19 protein-coding genes are annotated in these 21,848 nt (G+C 70.2%); 11 read left to right on the forward strand and 8 right to left on the reverse strand.

Annotation, left to right across the window (positions count from 1 at the left end):
- Positions 1–157 precede the first annotated feature (157 nt).
- Positions 158–2,878: a pyruvate, phosphate dikinase gene (gene ppdK / locus OG226_RS33200; RefSeq protein ID WP_443044824.1), complete on the forward strand. Its 2,721-nt coding sequence runs from the start codon at positions 158–160 to the stop codon at positions 2,876–2,878.
- A 152-nt stretch (positions 2,879–3,030) separates the two neighbouring features.
- Here ppdK and OG226_RS33205 read toward each other — a convergent pair whose 3' ends face one another.
- Positions 3,031–3,534: an excalibur calcium-binding domain-containing protein gene (locus OG226_RS33205; protein ID WP_329353584.1), complete on the reverse strand. Its 504-nt coding sequence runs from the start codon at positions 3,532–3,534 to the stop codon at positions 3,031–3,033.
- Between the two features lie 183 nt (positions 3,535–3,717).
- Between OG226_RS33205 and OG226_RS33210 the strand changes: the two genes are divergently transcribed.
- Positions 3,718–4,644, forward strand: coding sequence for an oxidoreductase (locus OG226_RS33210; RefSeq protein WP_329350955.1), 927 nt, complete (start codon positions 3,718–3,720; stop codon positions 4,642–4,644).
- Positions 4,645–4,761: 117 nt separating this feature from the next.
- Here OG226_RS33210 and OG226_RS33215 read toward each other — a convergent pair whose 3' ends face one another.
- Complete coding sequence (locus OG226_RS33215; protein ID WP_329350956.1) at positions 4,762–5,673, reverse strand: LysR family transcriptional regulator; 912 nt, start codon at positions 5,671–5,673, stop codon at positions 4,762–4,764.
- 163 nt (positions 5,674–5,836) lie between these two features.
- Between OG226_RS33215 and OG226_RS33220 the strand changes: the two genes are divergently transcribed.
- Positions 5,837–7,240, forward strand: a complete 1,404-nt coding sequence (locus OG226_RS33220) for a M20 family metallopeptidase (protein ID WP_329350957.1) — start codon at positions 5,837–5,839, stop codon at positions 7,238–7,240.
- A gap of 209 nt (positions 7,241–7,449) precedes the next feature.
- Here the strand turns inward: OG226_RS33220 and nirD are convergent, their stop codons facing one another.
- Entirely contained in the window at positions 7,450–7,800 is a 351-nt protein-coding gene (gene nirD / locus OG226_RS33225) for a nitrite reductase small subunit NirD (protein ID WP_328683486.1), read from the reverse strand.
- A complete protein-coding gene (nirB, locus tag OG226_RS33230; RefSeq protein ID WP_328683487.1) occupies positions 7,797–10,421 on the reverse strand; it encodes a nitrite reductase large subunit NirB in 2,625 nt (874 codons plus the stop codon). Before nirB ends, nirD begins: the two co-directional genes overlap by 4 nt.
- A gap of 272 nt (positions 10,422–10,693) precedes the next feature.
- Here nirB and OG226_RS33235 point away from each other — a divergent pair, with 272 nt between their 5' ends.
- From OG226_RS33235 to OG226_RS33245, 3 genes are read left to right on the forward strand one after another with little or no spacing between them, the layout of a single operon-like run.
- Positions 10,694–11,182, forward strand: a complete 489-nt coding sequence (locus tag OG226_RS33235) for a hypothetical protein (RefSeq protein ID WP_329350958.1) — start codon at positions 10,694–10,696, stop codon at positions 11,180–11,182.
- Between the two features lie 10 nt (positions 11,183–11,192).
- Positions 11,193–12,518, forward strand: coding sequence for a sensor histidine kinase (locus tag OG226_RS33240; RefSeq protein WP_328683489.1), 1,326 nt, complete (start codon positions 11,193–11,195; stop codon positions 12,516–12,518).
- A 44-nt stretch (positions 12,519–12,562) separates the two neighbouring features.
- On the forward strand, positions 12,563–13,210 hold the full coding sequence (locus OG226_RS33245; protein ID WP_328683490.1) for a response regulator transcription factor: 648 nt from the start codon (positions 12,563–12,565) through the stop codon (positions 13,208–13,210).
- A gap of 174 nt (positions 13,211–13,384) precedes the next feature.
- Here the strand turns inward: OG226_RS33245 and OG226_RS33250 are convergent, their stop codons facing one another.
- Together OG226_RS33250 and OG226_RS33255 are read right to left on the reverse strand one after the other, a co-directional pair.
- Positions 13,385–14,029, reverse strand: coding sequence for a class F sortase (locus OG226_RS33250; protein ID WP_328683491.1), 645 nt, complete (start codon positions 14,027–14,029; stop codon positions 13,385–13,387).
- Between the two features lie 118 nt (positions 14,030–14,147).
- Positions 14,148–14,666, reverse strand: a complete 519-nt coding sequence (locus OG226_RS33255) for a hypothetical protein (RefSeq protein ID WP_328683492.1) — start codon at positions 14,664–14,666, stop codon at positions 14,148–14,150.
- A gap of 271 nt (positions 14,667–14,937) precedes the next feature.
- Here OG226_RS33255 and OG226_RS33260 point away from each other — a divergent pair, with 271 nt between their 5' ends.
- Complete coding sequence (locus OG226_RS33260) at positions 14,938–15,522, forward strand: NADPH-dependent FMN reductase (protein WP_328683493.1); 585 nt, start codon at positions 14,938–14,940, stop codon at positions 15,520–15,522.
- A gap of 142 nt (positions 15,523–15,664) precedes the next feature.
- Here OG226_RS33260 and OG226_RS33265 read toward each other — a convergent pair whose 3' ends face one another.
- Positions 15,665–15,931, reverse strand: coding sequence for a hypothetical protein (locus OG226_RS33265; protein WP_328683494.1), 267 nt, complete (start codon positions 15,929–15,931; stop codon positions 15,665–15,667).
- Between the two features lie 184 nt (positions 15,932–16,115).
- Between OG226_RS33265 and OG226_RS33270 the strand changes: the two genes are divergently transcribed.
- The 4 genes from OG226_RS33270 (at position 16,116) to OG226_RS33285 (ending at position 21,020) form a co-directional block, all read left to right on the forward strand.
- Positions 16,116–17,258, forward strand: a complete 1,143-nt coding sequence (locus OG226_RS33270; protein ID WP_329350959.1) for a hemopexin repeat-containing protein — start codon at positions 16,116–16,118, stop codon at positions 17,256–17,258.
- A gap of 80 nt (positions 17,259–17,338) precedes the next feature.
- Positions 17,339–18,802, forward strand: a complete 1,464-nt coding sequence (locus OG226_RS33275) for a hypothetical protein (RefSeq protein ID WP_329350960.1) — start codon at positions 17,339–17,341, stop codon at positions 18,800–18,802.
- 14 nt (positions 18,803–18,816) lie between these two features.
- Positions 18,817–20,385, forward strand: a complete 1,569-nt coding sequence (locus tag OG226_RS33280) for a hypothetical protein (RefSeq protein ID WP_328683497.1) — start codon at positions 18,817–18,819, stop codon at positions 20,383–20,385.
- An 8-nt stretch (positions 20,386–20,393) separates the two neighbouring features.
- Positions 20,394–21,020, forward strand: coding sequence for a hypothetical protein (locus OG226_RS33285; protein ID WP_329350961.1), 627 nt, complete (start codon positions 20,394–20,396; stop codon positions 21,018–21,020).
- On the opposite strand, the gene OG226_RS33290 is transcribed toward OG226_RS33285, so the two are convergent.
- On the reverse strand, positions 21,017–21,748 hold the full coding sequence (locus OG226_RS33290; protein ID WP_329350962.1) for a TetR/AcrR family transcriptional regulator: 732 nt from the start codon (positions 21,746–21,748) through the stop codon (positions 21,017–21,019). The genes OG226_RS33285 and OG226_RS33290 overlap by 4 nt on opposite strands.
- Positions 21,749–21,848: the final 100 nt, after the last annotated feature.

Here is a 21,848-nt window from a genome sequence, read left to right on the forward strand (position 1 = left end):
TCCGGCGGTGTTCGCTTGCCGAGCTTTGACTTTCGATCCGCTGGCGGACTACCGGTTACAGACGCATGACATGCAAGTGGACGTACCCAGACGCCTTCGATCTGGGTATGTTCCTGCCCGTCAGGGCAGCCACCCGCGTCCCGAGGAGTCGAGACCCGTGTCGGAAAACAAAGAACCCCACGTAGTGAAGTTCGTCTACGACTTCACCGAGGGAAACAAGGACCTCAAGGACCTCCTCGGCGGCAAGGGTGCCAACCTCGCCGAGATGACCAACCTGGGCCTTCCCGTCCCGCCGGGTTTCACCATCACGACCGAGGCGTGCAAGACCTACCTCGACAGCGGAGACGAACCGGCGGCACTGCGTGACGAGGTGAGTGCACACCTCGAAGCGCTGGAGTCGACGATGGGCAAGAAGCTCGGGCAGGCCGACGACCCCCTCCTCGTATCGGTCCGTTCCGGGGCGAAGTTCTCGATGCCCGGCATGATGGACACGGTCCTGAACATCGGCCTCTCCGACAAGTCCGTGCAGGGCCTGGCGAAGCAGGCCGGCGACGAGCGCTTCGCGTGGGACTCGTACCGCCGTCTGATCCAGATGTTCGGCAAGACCGTCCTCGGTGTCGACGGCGACCTCTTCGAGGAGGCCCTCGACAAGGCCAAGGACGCCAAGAAGGTCGTCGTGGACACCGAGTTGGACGCGGCCGACCTGAAGAAGCTGGTCACCCGGTTCAAGCGGATCGTCAGGACCGAGGCCGGCCGCGACTTCCCTCAGGACCCGCGCGAGCAGATGGACCTCGCCATCCACGCGGTCTTCGACTCCTGGAACACCGACCGCGCCAAGCTCTACCGCCGCCAGGAACGCATCCCGCACGACCTCGGCACGGCGGTCAACATCTGCTCGATGGTCTTCGGCAACCTCGGCCCCGACTCGGGCACCGGCGTCGCCTTCACCCGGGACCCGGCCAGTGGCCACCAGGGCGTCTACGGCGACTACTTGCAGAACGCGCAGGGCGAGGACGTCGTCGCCGGCATCCGAAACACCGTGCCCCTCGCGGAACTTGAGCAGATCGACAAGGCGTCGTACGACCAGCTCATGCAGATCATGAAGACGCTGGAGAACCACTACAAGGATCTCTGCGACATCGAGTTCACCATCGAGCGCGGGCAGTTGTGGATGCTCCAGACGCGGGTGGGGAAGCGGACGGCGGGTGCGGCGTTCCGCATCGCGACCCAACTCGTCGACCAGGGGCTGATCGACGAGGCGGAGGCCCTCCAGCGGGTCACCGGCGCGCAGTTGGCGCAGCTGATGTTCCCGCGCTTCGACGACGAGGCGAAGGTCCAGCAGGTCGGGCGGGGCATCGCGGCCTCGCCGGGCGCGGCGGTCGGCAAGGCGGTCTTCGACTCGTACACGGCGGTGAAGTGGTCGCGTTCGGGCGAGAAGGTGATCCTGGTCCGCCGCGAGACGAACCCGGACGACCTCGACGGCATGATCGCGGCGGAGGGCATCCTCACCAGCAGGGGTGGCAAGACGTCCCACGCGGCCGTCGTGGCGCGGGGCATGGGCAAGACGTGCGTGTGCGGTGCGGAGGAACTGGAGGTCGACACCAAGCGGCGCCGGATGACGGTGCCGGGCGGTCACGTGGTCGAGGAGGGCGACGTGATCTCCATCGACGGCTCCAGCGGCAAGGTGTACCTGGGCGAGGTCCCGGTCGTCCCGTCCCCGGTCGTGGAGTACTTCGAGGGCCGGATGCACGCGGGTGCCGACGACGCCGACGAGCTGGTCGAGGCGGTCCACCGCATCATCGGATACGCGGACCGGGTACGCCGGTTGAGGGTGCGCGCCAACGCCGACAACGCCGAGGACGCGCTGCGCGCCCGCCGCTTCGGGGCACAGGGCATCGGCCTCTGCCGTACGGAGCACATGTTCCTCGGCGACCGCCGCGGGTTGGTGGAACGCCTGATCCTGGCCGACACGGACACCGAACGCGAGGAGTCCCTCAAGGCTCTTCTCCCGCTCCAGAAGGCCGACTTCGTGGAGCTGTTCAAGGCGATGGACGGACTCCCGGTCACCGTCCGCCTGTTGGACCCGCCGCTGCACGAATTCCTGCCGGACATAACGGAGTTGTCGGTCCGAGTAGCGCTCGCGGAGTCCCGTCAGGAGTCCCACGAGAACGACCTCCGCCTCCTCCAGGCGGTCCACCGCCTGCACGAGCAGAACCCGATGCTGGGCCTGCGGGGTGTCCGGTTGGGCTTGGTGATTCCGGGCTTGTTCACGATGCAGGTAAGGGCGATCGCCGAGGCCGCCGCCGAACGCAAGGCGGCGAAGGGCGACCCGCGCGCGGAGATCATGATCCCGCTCGTCGGCACGGTCCAGGAGTTGGAGATCGTCCGCGAGGAGGCCGACCAGGTCGTCGCGGAGGTGGAGGCGGCAACGGGTACATCGCTGAAGCTGTCCATCGGCACGATGATCGAACTCCCGCGTGCCGCCCTGACGGCGGGCCAGATCGCGGAGGCGGCGGAGTTCTTCTCGTTCGGCACGAACGACCTCACGCAGACGGTGTGGGGCTTCAGCCGGGACGACGTGGAGGCCTCCTTCTTCACGGCCTACCTGGAGAAGGGCATCTTCGGCGTCAGCCCCTTCGAGACGATCGACAGGGATGGCGTCGGCTCCCTGGTGAAGCTGGCGGCGAAGGCTGGCCGCGAAACCCGCCCGGACCTCAAGCTCGGCGTCTGCGGCGAACACGGCGGCGACCCCGAGTCGGTCCACTTCTTCCACGAGGTCGGCCTGGACTACGTCTCCTGCTCCCCGTTCCGGATCCCGGTGGCCCGGCTTGAGGCGGGGCGGGCGGCTTCGGTGGCGCAGGGGAGCGATCACCGGTAGGCCGTACGGCGTTCAGTTGTACGGCCTTCAAGAACCCCGGGGCTGCTGTCGGTCATCCTGACCCTCACCGACGCGGCGGTGGTTCCGGATCACGAGGGGAGGGGCGGCCACCCTGTGCGGGGGTGCCGCCCCTCCCCGCTGCCGTTCTGGTGTCACTCGCAGGCGACGCCGTCCCCGTCCCGGTCGAGGTGGGAGTCGTAGCCGGGGTCGCCCCTGTGGAGGGGGGTGACCCCGGCGGCGCGGGCGGCGGTGCAGTTCGTGTAATACGCGCTGCCGCCACCGGAGTCGGAGTCGTCGGAACCCGAGCCGGAACCTGAACCCGAGCCGGTGCCTGCGGCTGCTTCTGCGGTGACCGTCTTGGTGACCTTGACCGTCTTGGTCGTGGTGACCGTAGGCGCGGGGGCCGGGCTCGCCGTCTCGGTCGTCGTCGCCGTGACGGTCATCGTCGGCCGGGGCCTGGCCGCCGCCGGCTTCGCGTCGGCCGTCGTGTCGGTCCTCTTGTCCTGGCCGGAGCCGCCCGCGCCGATGCCGATGAGGAAGGCCAGGGCGAGGGCGGGGAGTACGTACCGCTTGCGGGCCCAGCGGGGGGCCGGTCGGACGGGCTGGAACGGCGGCTGGGGCTGGGGCATGGGTGGTGTGGCGTACGGGTGAGTCATCTCGTCCCCCTGTGTCTGGTGAGACATGGACCGTATTGCCCCGGTGCGAGCGGTGCAGGAGGAGTGACCATCTCGTGATGGACATGTCGCTCGCTGTGAGCGGAGCGGTGGCGGGCCGGCTCTCGTACGCTGAGATCCCAACCGTCGCCGACGCTTGTCCACGCCCACCGAGGGAGCCCGATGATGTCCGGCTGGAACGAGAAGGCCGTCCCCGACCAGCACGGCCGGGTCGCCGTCGTCACCGGGGCCAACAGTGGGCTCGGCTACGTCACCGCGCGCGAGCTGGCCCGCAAGGGTGCCCGGGTGGTGCTCGCCTGCCGTAGTGAGGTGCGGGGGAGTGCGGCCGCCGACCGGATCGTCGCCGAAGTGCCGGGCGCCGAGGCGCAGTTCGGGCGGCTGGATCTCGGGGACCTGGCGTCCGTACGGGAGTTCGCGGACACCTTCCCCTACGAGCGGCTCGATCTGCTCGTCAACAACGCCGGCGTCATGGCGATGCCGTACGGCACGACGGTGGACGGCTTCGAGACGCAGTTCGGGGTCAACCACCTGGGGCACTTCGCGCTCACCGGGCTGTTGCTGCCGGCTCTGCTCGACGCGCCCGACGCCCGGATCGTCACGCTCTCCAGCTTTATGCACGTGCTCGCCAACATCGACATCGACGACCTCAACAGCGAGCTCCGGTACAGACGTTGGACCGCGTACTCCCGTTCCAAGACCGCCAACCTGCTCTTCACGCACGAGCTGGCGCGGCGGCTCGCGGCGGCCGGTTCGAGGGTGATCGCGACCGCCGCCCACCCCGGGTACGCCGCCACCAACCTCCAGACCGCCGGGCCGCAGGCGGAGGGGCGCAGAGGTGCCGAGCGGCTCATGGAGATCGGCAACCGGGTCTTCGCCCAGTCGGCGGAGGCCGGCGCGCTGCCCTCCCTCTACGCGGCCACCGCCCCCGACGTGCGGCCTGATGCGTTCTTCGGCCCCCGTATCGCCATGTGGCGCGGGGCGCCGGCACCGTCCTGGCGGGCACCCTGGACCCTCAACGACGCGATGGGGCAACGTCTTTGGGCCGCTTCGGAGGAGCTGACGGGGGTTGTCTACGACCAACTCAAGGCGTGAGTAGCCGAGTTACCGGAATCCGTCGCCCGGCCCTCACGCCGTCGCGCCGCTGTCCACCACCAGGTCCGTGCCCACCACCGACGCCGCGTCGTCCGAGGCCAGGTAGAGGACGGCGGCTCAGGTGGGCCGGTCCCGCCGCAGTGACGCCACCAGCAGTTCGGTGAACTGTGTCGCCGACCAGGACGGCCGCCGCCCCGTCGCCGTCTGCACCTGCGCCTCGCGCTGCCGGAACACCGGGTGGTCTACGGGGACGTAGGTCACGCCCTCGGTCACGGAGCTCTGCTCTGTGTCGCCGAGGTCACCGACCAGGGCGAGGCCCCCTCCCGCGCGTACGAACTCGTACTGCGGAGCGAGGCCGTCGGAGACCAGCGCGGGACGGACCGTGATCCCCTCCAACTGCGCCCCGATGTCGAAGAGTTCACGCTGACTGGTGCCGGGCGAGGCCAGCGCCAACGGGTACGCGCACAGGTCGGCGAGGCCGATGCGGTCGCGCCCGGCGAGCGGGTGACCGAGGGGGACGATCGCCACCACCGGGACCACGACCGCGCACTCGACGCGGACGTCGTGCTGCGGGCCCATCGTGTAGGTGACGGCGACGTCGGCGAGGCCCTCGACCACGCGCCGGGTCGCCTCCTGGCGGGCGACCACGTCCACACGGAAGGCCACGTCGGGATGGGCGCGCCGGAAGTCGGCGATCGCCCGCGGGACCAGCCGCCGTGCGAACCCCTCCGAACACGCGACGGCGACACTGCGCGCCTCCGCTCCCCGCCCGGTCCTCAACTCCTCGACGAGCGTGGTCGATTCGGTCTCGGTGCTGCGCGCGTGGGCGAGCAGTCGGGAGCCGGCCTCGGTCAGGGTCATCCCGCGCGGATGCCGGGCGAACAGCGGTACCCCGATGCCGGACTCCAGCTTGGCGACCTGCCTGCTGATCGCCGAGGGCGCGACGTTCAGCGCGTGCGCCGCCTCGGTCACCGATCCGGTGCGGGCGACCTCCAGGAAGTAGGCGAGGTTCACCGGCAGGAGTTGCATGGGTCCCCTGTGATCAGACATTCGGCCAGACATTGCGTTGCCGAAAGGAGAACGCATCACGTCACAAACGGCAATGGTCGCAAGCCCGGATCCGCCCTACTCTGCTGGGACGACGAGAGCGCACCACCCGCCCGACCGCCGCCCTCCCTGGAGAGATCATCCCGTGATCCCTGAGAAACTGGCCCGCAAAGCCGAGGAGTTCGTCGACTCGGGCGCCTTCTTCACCGAGCTGGCCACCATGGTCGCGTACGCCACGGAGAGTTCCCGACCGGAGGGTCGCCTTGCCATCGAGGCATACCTCGACGAGTTCCTGACCCCCGCCCTGACCGCCCTCGGCTGCGAGGTCGCGCGCCACGACAACCCCGATCCGGCGGCCGGCCCCTTCCTGATCGGCACCCGCGTCGAGTCCCCCGACCTCCCGACCGTGCTCGTCTACGGCCACGCGGACGTCGTCGAGGGCCAGGCGGGCCGGTGGAGCGAGGGCCGCGACCCGTGGACGCTCACCGCCGAGGGCGAGCGCTGGTACGGGCGCGGCGCCGCCGACAACAAGGGCCAGCACCTGGTCAATCTGGCCGCCCTGCGGCTACTCCTCGCCGATCAGGGCTCGTTGGGCTTCAACCTGACCTTCCTGCTGGAGTCCGGCGAGGAGATCGGCTCACCCGGACTCGCCGAATTCGCGGCGGAACACCGGGAGTTGCTGCGCGCCGACGTGCTCGTCGCCTCGGACGGGCCACGCCTGGACGCCACGACCCCGACGCTGTTCCTCGGCGCGCGCGGCGGCCTCGGGCTTCAACTCACCGCCGATCTAAGGCCGGACGCCTACCACTCCGGCAACTGGGGCGGCCTGCTGCGCAACCCCGCGACCACCATCGCCGGCGCCGTCGCGACCCTGGTCGACGGCCACGGCCGCATCCGGGTACCGGAGTTGCTGCCGCCCGCGATCCCGCCGGAGGTCCGTGAGGCACTCGCCGGTGTCACCGTCGCCGACTCGCCCGGTGACCCGGTACCGGACGAGGGCTGGGGCGAGCCCCAACTGACCGCCGCCGAGCGGCTCTACGCCTGGAACACCCTCGAAGTCCTCGCCCTCGGTTCGGCCGACGCCGACCGGCCGGTCAACGCGATCCCGGGCAGCGCCCGCGCGGTCCTCCAACTCCGGTACGTCGTGGGCACCGACGCCGATCAGGCAGCCGAGGCCGTCGCCCGGCACCTGACCGAGCACGGGTACCCGATGGTCGACGTCCGTGTGCTCGGCAGCTTCGCCGCGAGCCGGACCCCGCTCGACGACCCGTGGGTGCGCTGGACCCGGACCACGCTGGAGGAGATCACGGGCGGCCCGATCGCCGTACTGCCCAACATCGGCGGGTCCCTGCCCAACGCCGTCTTCACCGACGTCCTCGGCCTGCCCACCCTCTGGCTGCCCCACTCCTACCCCGGCTGCCTCCAACACGCCCCCGACGAACACCTGTTGGCGCCCATCGCCCGCGAGGGCCTGGTCCTGGCGACCGGCCTGTTCCACACGCTGGGCCGTCCACCGGCGGACCGACCGCTCCCCGTACAGCCCCGATAGTCCCCAAATCTCGGCACCCGCGCCCCGTCCGGCACCCCCTCCCCAACACCCGCCGGAAGGACCCCCGATGACCGCTCCGTCCCCCCCCAGCCCGTCCAGCCCACCCACCCCGACGACACCCGGGCGCCGAGTCGACCACTGGGGCGGACCGCTGACCGCACGGCGCACGCAGCGCATCCGGTGCGGAACGGTGGCGTACGTCCGGTGTGTCAGCCCGCCCGCACCTCGTACGTCGCCACCCGCACCGACGCGTCGTCCAGACACTCCCCGGAGATCAGGTCGAACCGCTGCTTGAGCAGCGGCGACGCGACGAACGGGCGGCCCTGGTGCGTGCCGGTCAGGCCGCGGGAGAGGACCGCCGCGCCGCTGAACGGGTCGCGGTTGTCGATGCCGTAGAGGGTGCCGGAGCGGTCGCGGAACAGGGCGACCTGGCGGCCGTCGGGCAGCAGGGCCGCCACTCCGCGGCCGGGGGTGAGCCGGTTGAGGTCGCAGACCGTGAACCAGTCCTCGGTGAGCCGGAGTTGGACCTTCAGGTCGGTCGTCTCGGGAGCCAGGGTCATCGCTGGGCGCTTCCTTCCAGGACGTCTGCGGGCTGCTGGGGTCGCATGCCGATGGTGAGCAACGGCAGGTCGGGCTTGATCTGGTCGCGCTCGGGGACGAAGCCGACGACCGGGTCCGGGGTGTCGGGCGCGTTCACGAAGGACACGAACCGGGCCAGTTTCTCGGGGTCGTTGATGGTCGTGGCCCACTCGTCGCGGTACCCGGCGACATACGCGGCCATCAGCGACTCCAACTCCCCGCAGATACCGAGCGAGTCCGCCACGACCACATCCCGTACGTGGTCGAGGCCGCCCGGAATCCGCTCCAGCCACACGCTCGTGCGCTCCAGCCGGTCGGCCGTACGGATGTAGAACATGAGGAACCGGTCGATCAGGCGCACCAGTTCGGCTTCGGAGAGGTCCTTGGCGAGTAGGTCCGCGTGACGCGGAGTCGCGCCGCCGTTGCCGCCGACGTAGAGGTTCCAGCCGGTGGCGGTGGCGATGATCCCGAAGTCCTTCGACTGGGCCTCGGCGCACTCGCGGGCGCAGCCGGAGACCGCCGACTTGAGCTTGTGCGGGGAGCGCAGACCCCGGTAGCGCAGCTCCAGGTCGATCGCCATCCGGACCGAGTCCTGGACGCCGTAGCGGCACCAGGTCTGCCCCACACAGGACTTGACGGTGCGCAGTGCCTTTCCGTACGCATGCCCGGACTCGAAACCGGCGTCCACCAACCGCGCCCAGATCAGCGGGAGTTGTTCCACCCGTGCGCCGAAGAGGTCGATGCGCTGGCCGCCGGTGATCTTCGTGTAGAGGCCGAAGTCGCGGGCCACCTCGCCGATCACGATGAGTTTCTCGGGGGTGATCTCGCCGCCGGGGATACGCGGCACGACCGAATAGGAGCCGTTCTTCTGCAAGTTGGCGAGAAAGTGGTCGTTGCTGTCCTGGAGGGCCGCCTGCTCGCCGTCCAGGACATAGCCGCTCGCGCCGATCGTCGGGGCGAGGGACGCGACGACCGAGGCGACCGTCGGCTTGCAGATCTCGCAGCCGTCGCCACCCCGGGCGCCGTCACGGCCGTAGCGATCCAGCAGATCCTGGTAGGAGTTGATGCGCAACGCGAGGGCGATCTCGTACAACTCCGCGCGCGTCTGCGCGAAGCAGCCGCACAGGCCCTTGTCGACCTCGACGCCGTTCGCCTCCAGCTCGGCGGTGACCAGCTGGCCGAGCACCTTGACGCAACTCCCGCAGCCGGTACCGGCCTTGGTGCACTTCTTCACCTCCGGCACGCTCGCGCAGGAGTGGTCCGTCACCGCGCCGCGGATCGCGCCCTTGCTGACGTTGTGGCAGGAGCAGATGACGGCCGCGTCGGGCAGCGCGGACGGCCCGAGCTGGACGGCGTCCCCGGAACCGGCCGGCAGCACCAACTGCTCGGGGGAGACGGGCGGTACGGACCCGGTGAACGCGCGCAGCGTGCCGTACGCGTCCGCGTCGCCGACCAGGATGCCGCCCAGCAGCTCGCCGCCCCGCCCGATCACCAGCTTCTTGTACGTCCCCGCCCGCGCGTCGGAGTAGACGACGTCGAGGCAGTCCGCGGTCGCGCCGTGCGCGTCGCCGAAGGACGCCACGTCCACACCGAGCAGCTTCAACTTGGTCGACAAGTCGGCGCCGGTGAAGGCGGATTCGTCCCGCGCGATGGTCGCGGCGGCCGTCTCCGCCTGCTCGTAACCGGGCGCCACCAGCCCGTACACCCGGCCGTCCGCCGCCAGCGCGCACTCGCCGATCGCGAACACCTGCGGGTCGGTGACCGTACGGCACTGCTCGTCGACCGCGATGCCACCGCGCTCACCGACGGACAGGCCGGTGTCGCGGGCGAGTTGGTCGCGGGGGCGGACACCGGCGCTGAACACCACGATGTCCGTGGCGAGTTGGGAACCGTCGGACAGCTTCATGCCGGTGACGGCACCGTCCGCGCCGGTCACGATCTCCTGGGTGCCCACGCCCGTGTGGACGGTCAGCCCCATGTCCTCGATGGTCCGCAGCAGGGCCGCCCCGCCGCCCTCGTCGATCTGCACCGGCATCAGGCGCGGCGCGAACTCCACGATGTCCGTGGTCAGTCCGAGCCCCTTGAGCGCCCCGGCGGCCTCCAGCCCGAGCAGTCCACCACCGACCACGGCACCTGTCGTCGCCCGCGTCCTGGCGTACGCCTCGATCGCGAGCAGGTCGTCGATCGTGCGGTAGACGAAACAGCCCTCGGCGTCCTTGCCGGGGACCGGTGGCACGAACGGGTACGAGCCGGTGGCGAGGACGAGCGTGTCGTACTCAACTGACAGTCCAGAGCGGGCGGTTACCGTCCTCGTCGTCCGGTCGATCGTCTCCGCCGGGTCGCCGACGTGCAGCTCGATCCCGTGGTCCGCGATGAACTCCGGGTCCGTGAGCGAGAGTTCCTCGGGCGTGCGGCCCGAGAAGCACGAGGTGAGCCGGACGCGGTCGTAGGCCGGACGCGGTTCCTCGCACAGGACGACCACACGGTGCGTGGCGGTCAGGCCGCGCTCGGCGAGCGCTTCGAGGAAGCGCTGACCGACCATGCCGTGGCCGACGAGCACGATGGTGGGCACGGTGGGCACCACACGCGGATTCGAGGTCATGCCCAGGAGCCTGCGACGCCGGTGTTACCCGACCGCATCCCACCTGTTTCCCGCGGGGAACGCTGCCCTCAGCGGGAGCGCGCGGGGGGTGTGAGGGTTCGGGGCGCGCGCCGGGGGCGGAGTGTGGGGTTCGGTTAACCGAACCCCCGGGTCCCGTGCAGGCACCATCGTGTACAGCGGGCGGCGGCGGAAAGCTGGAGACATCGGTTCACAGCAGTTCACACGGGCTGCGCCGACTCATGTACGCCGACTCATGTGCAGGGGGACGCACCATGACCACCGCCCCGGACCCGACCTCCGTCCACGCCTGGAACCTCGTCCGCGCACCGTTCACCGCCACCACCTGGCGCCGCACCGCCTACGCACTCCTCGCCCTCCCGCTCGGCCTGGCCTGCATCCCGCTCGCCCTCCTCGGCGCACCCGCGGCCCGCTGGCAACGGGGGCTCGTCCACCGCTTCCTGGACACGGGGATTCCGGGCACCGCACGCGCCGGCGGCCTGCCCCACGCCCTCCTCGCCACCCCCCTCAACCTCGTCACGGCGTTCATCACGCTCTACGGCTGGGTGATCGTCCCCATGAACCTCGGCTGGCCGCTCCGCGCCGGCGACGACTACTCCGGCGCCTGGGGCGGGCCCACCTTCGCCGGAGCCTGGGCCTTCCACGCGGTGCTCGGCGGCATCGGCTTCCTGCTGCTGATGCCGTGGGTGGTGCGCGGCCTGACCGCCGTGCAGGTCCGTGTCGCCAGGTCGTTCCTCTCCTAGGTTGATCCCCATGCCGAGCCTCCGCTCCCGCCTCTGGTCCCGCCTCCGCACCCGCGCCGGCGCCACCTTCGGCCGCCGCGCCCTGGCCGCCGTCCTCTACGGCGTGATCGCCCTCCCGCTCGCCCTCGTCGGCTTCTTCCTCACGCTCGTCGGGCTGGCGTTCGGCGGGGCGCTGTCGGTGACCACGCTCGGCCTGTGGCTGCTGGCGGCGACCGTGCGCGGCGCGCTGGCGCTGGGCGCGCTGCAACGGGGCCTCGCCCGACGGCTGCTCGGCCTGGAGATCGAGCAGCCCAGTGCGGGGGATGGGGGCAAGGGGGTGCTCGGCTGGCGTCGCGGCATCCTGCTCGACCGGACCGGCTGGCGGGCCGTCGGCTGCGCCCTGTTGACACCGTTCACAGCGGTTTTCGCGTACGCAGCCGTCGTCATCGGATACATCTACGGCGTCCTGTTCACACTGCACCCGCTGCTCAAGCGCTGGAACTACAACACGGTTCACAGCACCGACGGCTCCACGCACCCCGTGTCCACGGACCACCACGTGTCACTGGAGCTCTTCGGTTACCAGCTCGACTCCTGGCCACGTTGGTTGATTCCGTTCACAGCCGGATTGCTGTTGCTGGCCGTCGCACCCCTCGTCCTCCGTTACGGCCTCGGCCCGCACCGCGCCCTGTTGACCGTGCTGCTCGGCCCCGACGCCGCGACCCGCCGCATCCGCACCCTGGAGGAGACCCGCGCCCGAGCCGTCGACGACGCCGCCGCCACCCTCCGCCGTATCGAACGCGACCTGCACGACGGAACCCAGGCCCGCCTGGTGGCCCTGGCCATGCACCTCACCCTGATCCGTGAACTGGTCACCGCCGGCGCCGAACCCGACCGCGTCCTCACCGTCGTCGACACCGCCCGGGGCAACGCCACCCAGGCCATCACCGACCTGCGCCACCTGGTCAAGGGCATCCACCCGCCCGTACTCGACGAGGGTCTGCACGCCGCCCTCACCACCCTCGCCGCCGACAGCGCCCTCCCCGTCACCCTCACCACCGACATCGGCACCCGCCCCACCCCGGCCGTCGAGACCATCGCGTACTTCTGCGCCGCCGAACTCCTCGCCAACGCCACGAAACACGCCCACGCCACGTCCGCCGCCGTAGACGTCACCACCCGCGACGGACTCCTCCGACTGCGCGTCACCGACGACGGCCAGGGCGGCGCGATGATCGGCGCGGGCTCCGGCCTGACCGGCCTCCTCGCCCGGGTCCGCACGGTCGACGGCACACTGACCTGCGACAGCCCGCCCGGAGGCCCTACGGTGGTCACGGTCGAACTGCCCCACACGTGACCCCGTACATGACCCCCCACCTGAGCGGACCCGATCGGAGCGGTATGCGCGTCGTCATCGCCGAGGACTCGGTCCTGCTGCGCGACGGCCTGGTCCAGTTGCTCCGGCTACGGGACGTGGAAGTCGCCGCGGCGGTGGGCGACGCCGAAGCGCTCCTCGCCGCGGTGGCGGCACACGCCCCGGACGTGGCCGTCGTGGACATCCGCCTCCCACCCACGCAAACGGACGAGGGCGTACGAGCGGCCGTACAACTGCGCGACCGGCACCCCACGACCGGCGTCCTGCTGTTCTCGCAGTACGTCGAGACGACCCACGCGGCCCAACTCCTCGGAAATCCGGCCGGGTTCGGGTACCTCCTCAAAGAACGGGTCGTGGACATCGGGGAGTTCGTCGGCGCGCTGGAACGTGTCGCGGCCGGCGGCACCGCGCTCGACCCCGAGGTGGTCGCCCAACTCTTCGGCGCCGCCCGCCGATCCACCGCCCTCGACACCCTCACCCCCCGCGAACGCGAGGTCCTCGCGCTGATGGCGGAGGGCCGCACGAACCACGCGATCGCCACCACGTTCACGGTCTCGGAACGAGCCGTGGAGAAGCACGTGGCGAACATCTTCGCGAAGCTCGACCTGCCCCCCTCGGACACGGGAAACCGGCGGGTGCTGGCGGTGCTTCGATACCTGGAGAACGGCCGCTGAAGCTCATGCCCGACTCCTGCTGACGGTGGTCTTCGCACTGGTGGCAAACCTGGCGTACCAGCAGTGGCCGGCCTGAGAACGTCCCCGACTACCCGTGCCCCAAAGAGGCGTGAGGAACTGCGCGACCAGCCACGACGAACCCGCGGGCGACGCACGACCCTTCCCCCGAAGCTCCTACCGACTCCCGCTCAGGTGCGCGAAGACGACGACGTTCCCCTGATACCCCGTCGCCCGCGAATACCCGCCCCCACATGTGATCACCCTCAACTCGGGCCGCCGCGCGGCCCCGTACACCTTCCGATCCGGAAAGCGGCTCGCCCGGTACACCTCGACCGCGTCCACCGTGAACAGCGCGACGCTCCCGTCCAAGCGGTCCAGCTCGATCGTGTTGCCCTTCTTCAGGGCGCCGAGGTCGTAGAAGACGGCGGGCCCGTCGGCGTTGTCGACATGGCCCGCGACGACCGCCGTGCCGGTGTCACCGGGGGTGGTCCCGGCCTCGTACCAGCCGGCGAGGTTCTTCTTCGCGGCCGGGGGCACGTCCAGGCTGCCGGTGCCGGTCAGCTTGAGGCCCATCAGCGGGGCGTTCACATGGATGGCCGGGATCCGGATGCGATCGGGTGGCGACGGCGGCAGCGCGCGGGCCGCGGTACGCCCGGCGGCCGGATCGGGCCGGGCCTCGGCGGCGGACGGCTGCGGCGGGGCGTTCGTATCGGAACCGCTGCTCAACAGCCACGCGCCCGCGCACAGGGAGACCACGGTGACGACCCCTATCGCGGTGTTGGCCCCTGTCGCGGTATTGCCGTATCTACGACGGCGCATGCGGAATCAACCCCTCTCCAGCAACTGGCCCCGCGCCCCCCTCCGGGCCACGAGGGGCGTCGGACCCGGAGGGGGAGGGGACGTGCGGTACCGGCGGACGGACAGCGGAGGGTGTCCGTCAGAACCTGTCGCCTCTCGCCCGGCGGTGCAGGAGCCAGGTACCGCCCGCGGCGGCGACGGCGAGAGCCGCCACGCCGGCCGCGGTCTGCACGGGGTCGGGGCCCAAGGCGCCGCCGACCCCCGTCTTCACACTGCCGCGCGGCTGCACCTGCTGCCGCATCGAAGCCAGCGTCACCATCAGATCGCCGCTGACCTCGCGGCCGTCCGTGCACTTCGCGACGATCTCGTACGTCCCCGGCTGCGCACTCGGCGGCACCTTGAACTGCCCGATCGCATCGCCCTCGTGCGTGCTCGGCGCCAGCGTGAACGTGCCGGCGCCCACCGCGCCGGCATCACCGGCGGCCGTACCGTCGTCGCCGCACGCCGCCGTGTTCACGGTGACGTCGCCGCCCGGCACGGCGTTCGACGGGAACACCTCCAGGCTGCCGGTCTCGCCGCCGTACGCCGGCGCGGTCGCGAGACCCGCGGCGGCTACGGCGAGCGCGGTGCCGGTCAGCAGACGGGCGGTACGTCGCATCGGTGCTCCTCCGAGCTGTGGTTGGCTGCCCTTCCGAGGTAAGTGGCACCGGGCCGAGCCCGCTTCCTGAGCGAGCGTCAGAATTGCGGTGAACGGGTGTCAGAAAGGGCCTCCGGCGCGCCTTCTCGGCGCTGTTTCAGCAGGTCATAGGGGTACGACGGGCTACGGCGAAACCCGTCCCGGAGAAGAACCCGAAGAGCGCAAGCCGCGCGTGTGAACGGGTGATGACCTCACTTGACCTCAAGAATGGTTGAGGTACGAGGCTGCCCTTATGGACACCACCACCGCTCCCCTGGCCGTCACCGTCGTGATCGGCAGCAACCGCCACGGCCGTTTCGGCCCGGTCGTCGCCGACTGGCTCCTCACCCACGTCCGCGACCACCCCGAGCTCACCCTCCAGGTCGTCGACGTGGCCGAGACCGGCCACCTGCCCACAAGCCTCGCCCCGACCCCGGAGGCCACCGCCGCACTCGCCGACATCACCCCGAAGCTGGCCGGCGCGGACGCCTTCGTCGTTCTCACCCCCGAGTACAACCACTCCTACCCGGCCGGCCTCAAGAACCTGATCGACTGGCACTTCACCGAGTGGCGCGCCAAACCCGTCGCCCTCGTCTCCTACGGCGGCCTCGCGGGCGGCCTGCGCGCGGTGGAACACCTGCGCCAGGTCTTCGCCGAACTCCACGCCGTGACGGTCCGCGACACCGTCTCCTTCCACAACGCGGGCGCGTCCTTCGACGACCGCGGCCACCTCAAGGACCCCGCGGCACCGGACGCGGCCGCGAAGGCGATGCTGGACCAACTGGTCTGGTGGGGAAGGGCGTTGAAGGAGGCGCGCCAGGTGCGGCCGTTGATCTGACGAAAGAGGATCTGACGAAAGAGGATCTGACGAAAGAGGATCTGACGAAAAAAGGGGGGCGGCCGACGCAGGTCGGCCGCCCCTCTCACACCGTCACCGATGGCCCGGTGCGTTGCCCGGGCTGGTGCGCCGGGCGGACGTGTCAGAAACCGAAGATGCCCTCGAACGTGCCGCGGTCCCACTCGTGGTCGGTCTTGCTGTTCGACGCGTAGACGGGGCCGACGTGGTCGATGACACCGGCGAACATGGTGCTGTCGGTGTGCCCGGAGCCCTGGGAACCGGTGCCCTGGACGACCGCGCCGTCGTCGTGGGGGAACGGGCCGTTGTCGTGGGCGAGGGCGGCACCCGCGCCACCGAGCAGGATGCCGACGGCGAGGACGGACGTGGTCAGGGCGGAACGCATACGCATGACTACTCCCAAAGATCTCTGGATGACGCGCCGGAAACCGGTCACGTCGGGCCGATCAACGCCTAAACGATCACTGGAAAGGCCATGCCTGCTCCATGACGCCACGTGGATCACCCCCTGATTCACTCGAACGGGAACCCGAACCGCGCCATAAGAACCGCACCGCCGGAGCATGCATCCCGGCATGAGTGTGGACAGGGCGTACTTCACCGTCGGGGCCACCGTGTCCACGTACGACATCGACGCGGACGCGGCCGACCCGGCACGGGACTGGCAACTCGGCGCGGCCTGGGGTGGGTTGCCGTCCGGCTGGGAGGAGGGCATCGACGCGGCGGTCGACCTGGGCCAGGCCCACCTGTACGTCTTCCGGGGCACGGAGTACGTCCGCATCCCGTTCGCCACCCAGACCGTGGACGACGGCTACCCCCTCACCACCCGCGACAACTGGACGGGCCTCTCCTTCGACACCGTCGACGCGGTCATGAACTGGTCCGACGGAAAGCTCTACTTCTTCTCCGGCCCGCAGTACGTCCGCTACGACATCGCCGCCGACCGCCAGGACCCGGGTTACCCCAAGCCGATCGCCGACGGCTGGACGGGCGTCACCGCCGACTGGATCGGCGAGGGCATCGACGGCGCGCTCAACCCCGGCAACGGACGCGCGTACCTCTTCAAGGGCACCGAGTACGTGGCCGTCGACTGGCACACCAAGACCCAGGAGGACGGCTACCCGCTCACCATCACCGACCAGTGGCCCGGCCTCACCGGCCCGTACGACGCGATCTGGTCGAACGCGGCCACGGCCCCGCCGACCGGGGGCGGCGGCTCGTCCAAGGCGGCCCGATTCCGGCTCTCCTACGGCGAGTTCGCCACCGCGAGCGAGGCGGCGACCGGTGTGCCCGCGCTGGTCACGCTCGGCCAGGCGGCGCTGGAGTCCGGCTGGGGCACGGCCGCGCCCGGCAACAACTTCTTCGGCATCAAGGCGAAGGCGACCGACCCGCCGGAGACCCGCCAACTCCTCAGGACCCAGGAGGTGTTGGACCGTCCCGACGTGCAGTTCCCCGAGGTCGTCTCGGTGACGCGGCGCCCGGACGGCACGTACCTGTATGTCGTCCGCGACTGGTTCCGCGTCTACGCGACCCCCGAGGAGTCCTTCACGGCCCACGGCAACTACCTGCGGAACAACACCCGTTACGCGCCCGCGTTCGAGCACGCCGACGACCCGTACGCCTTCGCGCGGGCGGTCGCGGACGCGGGCTACGCGACCGCGACGAACTACTACGACTCCCTCGCGTCGGTGATGCGGAACATCGAGGCCGCTGCCTGAGATCACCGGTGATTCACTTATCCGGGTGAACGCGAACATGTCGCCGGATACGAGGCATATGACCCGGGCAGGACGGGGGCATGGGATACCAACTGGGGGATCTGGGGCGGACGTTCCGCGACCAGATGTACAACGTGCTCACCGGCGGCGACGGCAGCGTCCCGCCGGCCAAGTCCAGCTTCATCACCTGGTGCATGCCCGGACTGCCGTACCAGGAAGCGGACTTCGCGTTCGCCGCGCAGGGCATCGGCACCGGTGCCACCGCGGCGGAGGACAAGCTCCTGCTCCAGCAGGCGTACAACTTCTCCTCGCTCATCGACTTCATCCCGGACGTGTCCTCGGCGTACTCGTCGGGCCGCCAGGACGGGGTGTGGCGCAACGCGAGCGGTGCCCGGCTGAGCGAGATCTACGGCCAGATCCTCAAGTTCTCCAAGGTCGTCGACGATCAGCTCACCGACGACCAGAAGGCCGGACTGGACCGGTTCCGCGGCTTGTTGAGGGTCACGCGCACGGTGAAGGACATCGTCACCGAGCAGGAGAAGCAGGTCACCGAGGACAGCCCCATGCTCAAGGCCTACAAGGCGTGCATGCAGGCGTACGTCACCGCCGCGCTGTCGTACAACAACAAGCGCATCGCCGCACAGGCCGCCGTGGGGGAGTCCGGCAAGCAGGCGGTCGCCGACTGGGCGGCCAACGCGCAGCTGTACTCGATGCAGGCCGCCGCCGCGATGGACGACTGGACGTCGAGCGGCTACCGCAACGAGGTCGAGGAGATCAACGCCTACATCGACCAGACCACCGAGAAGTCGATGCTGCTGTGGAAGCGCAACCTTGAGCGCTTCTACGAGGAGGCGAACACCAACGCGCTGGGCCCGGGCCAGTCCTTCTATTACACGAGCGTCGTCCCCGGTGACTTCGCGACCTCGAACGGCTGGACCGCGTACTCGATGTACCACCAGATGGTGGACTCGCACAGCCACTACGAGACGACGTCCTGGTCGGCGGGCGGCGGTCTCAACTTCGGCCTGTGGAGCACGAGCGCGGGCGTCACCACCAACTCCCAGGACTACAGCGAGAACTTCCAGGTCGACGACTTCTCGATGTCCTTCGAGATGGCGCAGGTACAGGTCGTACGGCCGTGGTTCTACCCGGAGTTCCTGGAGAACCGCGGCTGGGACCTGCGCCAGGGGGAGGGCTGGAACTACGACCGGATGCCGTCCGACGGCGGCAACCCGCCCCAGGGCCGCTTCATCGGCTATCCGCTCCAGGCCCTGTTCATCAGGAACCTCACCATCCACTCCGCCTCGCTGGCACAGGCGTTGCAGACCCACCAGAGCTCCGTGTCGGTCAACGCGAGTGTCGGCTGGGGCCCGTTCAGCCTGAAGGGCAGCTACAGCCACTCCGAGTCGGACCAGCACTTCCACTCCGAGAACGACGGCGCCACCATCACGGTCCCCGGCATGCAGATCATCGGCTTCGTCAACCACCTGCTGGACAAGACGCCGAACCTGCTCGACGGCCTCGACCCCGACCAACTCGTCTAGGACGGCGGCCAGTCATGAGCGACACCGAGACGGTGTGGGCCGCGTCCCCCGTGGACGCGGCGGCCATGTTCGGCCTGGGCGCGTACGTCCGCGGCCTGCTCACCGACCCCGACCACCTGGTCGCCGTACCGGTGACGCCGGTGGTCTACCAGGACAGCACGTTCCGCTTCGGCGGCGCCCTGGACGCGCCCCGGTCCACGGTCTGGTCCGAGTTCTGCGAACTGGTCAACAGGATCCCCACCCAGCCCACTTGGGCACCCCCGTCGACCGTCCACCTGTGGGGAATCTACGGCGAGGTACTCGGCGCCGACCTGGCCCGCTCCACCCTCACCCCCGAGGAACACCAGCGCTACGACACGGCAGTCGCCTACCTCTACGACACCGGCGCCGACGGAGTCCTCGTCCCCTCACCGGCCCTGCGCGACTACCGCACGGCCCGCCAGGCCTGGCTCCAGGCCGACACGGACTACCACCAGGCGGAACAGACGGCGACGATGTCGACCGACCCGGCAGCGCGCGACCACTGGACGCACGTGGACGAGCCCCGGCTCCGCCAGGCCAGGGACGACGCCATGGACGCCTGGCAGACCGCAGGCCACAGGGCCGAGGTGGAGGACGCCCTGCGCGAGACCTCCGAACTCGCTTCGAAGGCCCCCTCCAGCATCTGGAAACGACACCGCGACACCTTCAACCCGAACCTCCCCGACCAGTACACGACCGCCCCCAACGGCACGCGTTTCGCGCCGACTTACTACTCGCCGGACGGCGCCCTGGACGACCCCTGGTCGAGGGTCGTGCTCTCGGAGGACATGCTCCGCACCCTGGCCGCGCAGGCCCCCGCGGAACTGAAATCAGCCTTCGGCGACCGAGCCACCGACGACACGGTCTTCTCCCTGGCCTTCGAATACCGGGTCGTGTCGGTCGTCCGCCCCTGGCTGGACCCGCCGATGGAACTCCTCGGCTCCCGGGCCTGGCGCCTCTCGTCAGGCGTCGCCCCGCTGAGTGACGGCGCCACCCCACCCCACGGCCGCTGCCCGTCGTACGTCGAATCGGTCGCCCTGGCCCGCAACATCGAGCTGATCCGCCAGGCCGTCGGCTACACGGAGACCCCGGGCGAGACCACTCTCCACGGCACCTGGACCCTCGACCTCGACAACGGCATCGCGGGCGGCGACATGAACACCGCCGACCTCTGGTGGGAGTGGATGACGGAGACGACCGCCCAGTTGGTCCCCAGCTCCCACGCCGGAATCGTCAACCTCGGCCAGGTCGACTACGACGCCTTCGACGGCCACCGCCTCTCGACCCTCACCTACGGCAGCACCCCCCTCACCGGCAACCCGAACGCGAGCAACCAACTGGTCACCGGGGACGTGTTCGCCGTACGCACGACGGAGGGCCGCTTCGCCAAGGTGCAGGTGGTCCAGTACGGCTACGACCTCCAACTCCGCTGGACCGCCTACCAGCAGGCGACTTCGGCGACGCAGAGCACTGTCACCGGCCCCGACGACGTGTTCCTCGCCGGCTTCGTGTGCAGACAGTTGCCGAAGAGCCCGGACCCCGACCCGGCACTGTCATGGTGAGCACCGTCATGGCGACCCCCGAACTCGCCCTCCACGGCCTGGTGTTGCTGGGCACGGACACCGTCTACGCCGTTCACATGCCCACGTTCACCACGCCCCACGACTTCCAGGCCGTCCTGCGGGTCGATCTGGACACGGACACCTACCGCACGGCCCGCAAGCGCTACGGCACGTCGGCACTGTTCACGCTCAGCCCACGCACCCTCCTCCTCAAGGACCTTGAGCCGGGCGCGTCCTTCCCCGCCGACCTCTACTTCGGCCGCTTCGGGAGGGACGGCGAGTTGTTGGGGGAGGTGGGAGTGGGTATCGAGGAGCGGCTGTACGTCGGCCACCCGACCGATCCCACCATGGAACCGGCACCCCTCCGCTACGTCCTCTTCGGCCGCGAACAGCTCTACCTGGCCCACGTGTTCACCCGCCCCCCGGACTTCGACCAGGTACTGACGGCTCAACTCGCCGGGGAATGGCCGACGTCGGCGGGGGAGCGGTCGGCGAGCACGGTGACGATCCCGGGCCGCCCGGACGACCTGCCGGGCCGCCTGCACCCGGGCGAGCAAGTCGCCACAGAGGGCACGGAGTTGCAGGTACTGGCTGAGGTGTACCTGGAGACGGCCGACCTGGCGGGCGAGGCCTAACGCGCCAGCCGCAGCGACAGCCCGTCGAGGACGACATCGAGGCCGTAGGCGAACTTGCCGTCCCGCAGGGCCACCGGATCGGTCGTCGTGACGGCCGACTCGGCGTAGGTGCCGGCGAGATGGGCATGACCGGCCGCCGCCTGTTGCGCGGCCGGCATCAGACGGGCGATGAACTCGGCCTCGCTCTCGCCGGACCGCGCGACCGTGGTGAGCCAGGCGGCCTCGGTCGTGCTCATCCCGATCGTGTACGACAGCACGGCGTCGATCGCGCCGCTCGGCTCGGGGAAGCCGACGGTGGTGAACAGCGCGGCGAGCCGTTCGGTGAAGGACATGAGGTTGGGGCCGAGGTAGGCGAGCCCGGCCTGCCCGAGCACCGAGGACAGCCAGCGGTGCCGTAGCGCGGTCGTACGGAACGACGCCGCGGCCTCGGTGACGGCGGCGCGCCAGTCGGAGGCGTCGGCGGCCGGGACGTGGATCTCGGCGGCGACCTCGTCGACGGCCAGTTCCATCAGCTCGTCCTTGGTCGCGACATGCCGGTAGAGGGAGGTCGCGCCGGCGTTGAGGCGGGCGCCGAGCTTGCGCATGCTCAGCGCCTCGATGCCGTCGGCGTCCAGCATCGCGATCGCCTCGCGGACGATCGCGTCCCGGCTGAGCGCGGGCAGGTCGGCCGGGCGCCGCTCACGGGCCCACACGGAGGGGATGGGGCTCGGCTTGGTCCTGGGGGGCATGGGCGCTCCTTCGTGCGTACGTCGTTCGCATCAAGCGTACAGAGTTCAAGGATTGCGCACGCTGTTCCGCTGTGCGTACAGTGTGCGCACCGAAGGAACG

Origin of the sequence: Streptomyces sp. NBC_01261, assembly GCF_036226385.1 — a bacterium.
Lineage (GTDB): Bacteria > Actinomycetota > Actinomycetes > Streptomycetales > Streptomycetaceae > Streptomyces.